Raw genomic sequence first — 2,384 nt, forward strand, 5'->3', positions numbered from 1 at the left:
ATTCAATATAGTCTTGTCTTTCCATTATCATATCCTTAGCGCGATTATAGACGTTCAATTAACAGTGCCTTATAAGGTCCCAATTTAGGTGAATGAGTTTGTTGGCGTTGGTATTTGGGGATATCAATCGTATTGAGATACTAAGAGCATTTCCATGCAAAGCATACCGGGTTATTCTCTGTTGAAATAACAAGGCGTTTATCCAAAAGACGCAGTGGCTCACTTTTCAATAATCTTCCTGCGTCTGACTGGCACATTTTTGCAGGATCATTAACAGAAGGGTATTGAGCAGAGAGCCTACACGCCCATCTGCTCACCAATAGCCTAAAGGTGTAGCTAATCTTATATACGCGGCATTTGAAATATATTATTTTTATAACTCTAAAAAGATTAAAAAAACTCAATAGGATTTTTTAAAGTTATGAAGGTTAAGTTTGAAAACAGCTCGCAAATAGGTTCTCGAATCAGAGAGCGAAGAGAACGTCTAAAACGCTCAAGAAATGAGCTAGCAGATACTTTGGGAGTATCTTTATCAACTCTACAATTATGGGAAACAGATGAAAGAGAACCCCAAGCCTCAATGATTATTACGATTGCAAATGATGTATCTAAATGAGATAATTGATTTTAATTCTGTAAGATAAATACGGGAACAAGTTGGAAGATGTTGGATTAAGTGGGTCAGAAGATGTAATAGCGTTTCACTATTTGAAAATGAAATAAGCCTAAATGCTAGGCTTATTTTTGTATGGATATTTCACTAATTTTTTGCAGAATTTGAGTTTTTTCGTGTTCTAACTCGCCTAATTTTTGATAGAGAGATGATAGGGAAGAACTATCAAAAACTTTTGCGGTAATTTGTACAAGAAGTTCGGTTGAGTTGGCTCGTCCTGTAAAACCATCAATTTTTTTGAGCTTTTGAATGTAGCGGTGCAATGCTGCTTTAGTAATGATGTAGCCTTGTTCTTGTAGCCATTCTTACGTTTGATGAATATTCGCATAATGGTTAGCTCTAATTTGCTCTTGTAGAGCGGTTAGGGCTGTTGTTGGAAGTTTTGCTAATTTAGCCATACATAAATCCTTATAGAGTTGGAATAAGGGCATTTTAAGCAAATTTGGCTGGATAAATTAGTTAAAGCAGTTTAAAAAAGCCTAGTTAGTAAAGTTACTAGCTAGGCTTATTAGTTTAATTCAATGTAACTTCTTTAAATACTAATATTTTTTCAACATCTTTCGCTTTACTAACACTGAATTTAAATAAATCTACAAAAAGCTCTGCATACTTCCCTAATAAAATCGGGATTTTAGCCACGCAATAGTAATTAAGTTTTTCATCTGAAAAGCCAGATTGCTCCATTGCTCGAATCAGCATTGCGACTTCACTTTGAATTTGCTCTGATTTTTCGATTGTTTTTAATAACTCTAATGAAACTTCACCTTGGAAAATGGCGAAATGCTCTCTATTATTCATCATTTCCTCCTCTATCCTTTAAGTTTTCAAGTAAAGAGTCTAGCTTTTCTAATTGTTGTGAACCTATTGCTGTTATTGCCCGAAGTAAACGGGATACACCATCACTATCAATTTGTTCAACGCTATGACAAGAAAGAGAAAGCAGATGATCTAATGTTTCAAGGGCAAGAATCTGATCTCGTAGGTCACAGACTAAATTCTGGCAATCTAAAATAATGGTTGTGCTTTTCATCTTTCTCTCCTCATTGCATATTTTCAGCTAACTGTTTAATTTTAGTCGCTTGCTTTTCTGCCTCGTGAGTTGTTTGATGTATGTTCGCTAATAACTCTTTTAATGGATTTACGCAGCTGGTAATGAGATCAGCTAATAACTCAACCGAAAGTGATTTAGTGCTATTTGAATCCAGTATTAAAGCACATAATGCAGTGCAAGCACTGTTTGTTCTTTCTAGCAGAATAAAATCGGCTTCACTTAATAAAAAGTGGTTTTCATTGGTAAAATAATGAGTTAAAAAAGTAGATAATTCGGTGTGCAACTGTTGTTGGCGAAGAATAGCTTGTTGAGATGCGTTCATAATGAACTCCTTTACATAGTTTCTGAATACTTTCCCTAAAAATAGGGTGCCGAGGGGTTCAGAAGCCCTGTAAAGTGAGCTGGAGTTATTCCCCTTTCGGGTGTTGTATTCCTCACCCCCTCGGCATTGAGTTTGAATAAATTGTACTTTTCGCCCTAAAATAGTAAATTTTAGGTACAAAAAAACCGCTTGATCTGTCGGGGCGGTTATCCGCTCTACATAAGGCTCTGATACCTTGTTTGTCAATGATCTTCCAAAATTGAACCACAAAGATCCTTTAAAAGTGTTCCACTTTTATTATTTCTTAATTACGATGTTTAAATCGATAAGATTCATTA

General features: G+C 35.3%; 4 protein-coding genes. 1 reads left to right on the forward strand and 3 read right to left on the reverse strand.

Annotated features, from left to right (window positions below):
• Positions 1 to 421: 421 nt before the first annotated feature.
• Positions 422 to 616 carry a helix-turn-helix domain-containing protein gene (locus tag RO21_RS12640; protein WP_084724302.1) on the forward strand — a complete coding sequence of 65 codons (195 nt, stop codon included), beginning with the start codon at positions 422 to 424 and terminating at the stop codon, positions 614 to 616.
• Between the two features lie 570 nt (positions 617 to 1,186).
• Here RO21_RS12640 and RO21_RS10965 read toward each other — a convergent pair.
• Genes RO21_RS10965 through RO21_RS10975 form a run of 3 tightly spaced genes read right to left on the reverse strand, consistent with a single transcriptional unit; the run spans position 1,187 to position 2,046 of the window.
• A complete protein-coding gene (locus RO21_RS10965) occupies positions 1,187 to 1,474 on the reverse strand; it encodes a hypothetical protein (RefSeq protein WP_157019800.1) in 288 nt (95 codons plus the stop codon).
• A complete protein-coding gene (locus tag RO21_RS10970; RefSeq protein WP_047977824.1) occupies positions 1,464 to 1,703 on the reverse strand; it encodes a hypothetical protein in 240 nt (79 codons plus the stop codon). The genes RO21_RS10965 and RO21_RS10970 overlap by 11 nt, the downstream gene beginning before the upstream one ends.
• Before the next feature lie 10 nt (positions 1,704 to 1,713).
• The gene (locus tag RO21_RS10975) at positions 1,714 to 2,046 is read right to left on the reverse strand and encodes a hypothetical protein (RefSeq protein WP_047977825.1); all 333 of its coding nucleotides are present in this window, start codon (positions 2,044 to 2,046) and stop codon (positions 1,714 to 1,716) included.
• Positions 2,047 to 2,384 lie beyond the last annotated feature (338 nt).

The sequence above is a fragment of the Muribacter muris genome (assembly GCF_001038205.1).
GTDB classification, from domain to species: domain Bacteria; phylum Pseudomonadota; class Gammaproteobacteria; order Enterobacterales; family Pasteurellaceae; genus Muribacter; species Muribacter muris.

Coding starts and splice junctions, on each gene's coding strand:
- RO21_RS12640 (WP_084724302.1), top strand. CDS start 422: ATGAAGGTTAAGTTTGAAAACAGCTCGCAAATAGGTTCTCGAATCAGA.
- RO21_RS10965 (WP_157019800.1), bottom strand. CDS start 1,474: ATGATGAATAATAGAGAGCATTTCGCCATTTTCCAAGGTGAAGTTTCA.
- RO21_RS10970 (WP_047977824.1), bottom strand. CDS start 1,703: ATGAAAAGCACAACCATTATTTTAGATTGCCAGAATTTAGTCTGTGAC.
- RO21_RS10975 (WP_047977825.1), bottom strand. CDS start 2,046: ATGAACGCATCTCAACAAGCTATTCTTCGCCAACAACAGTTGCACACC.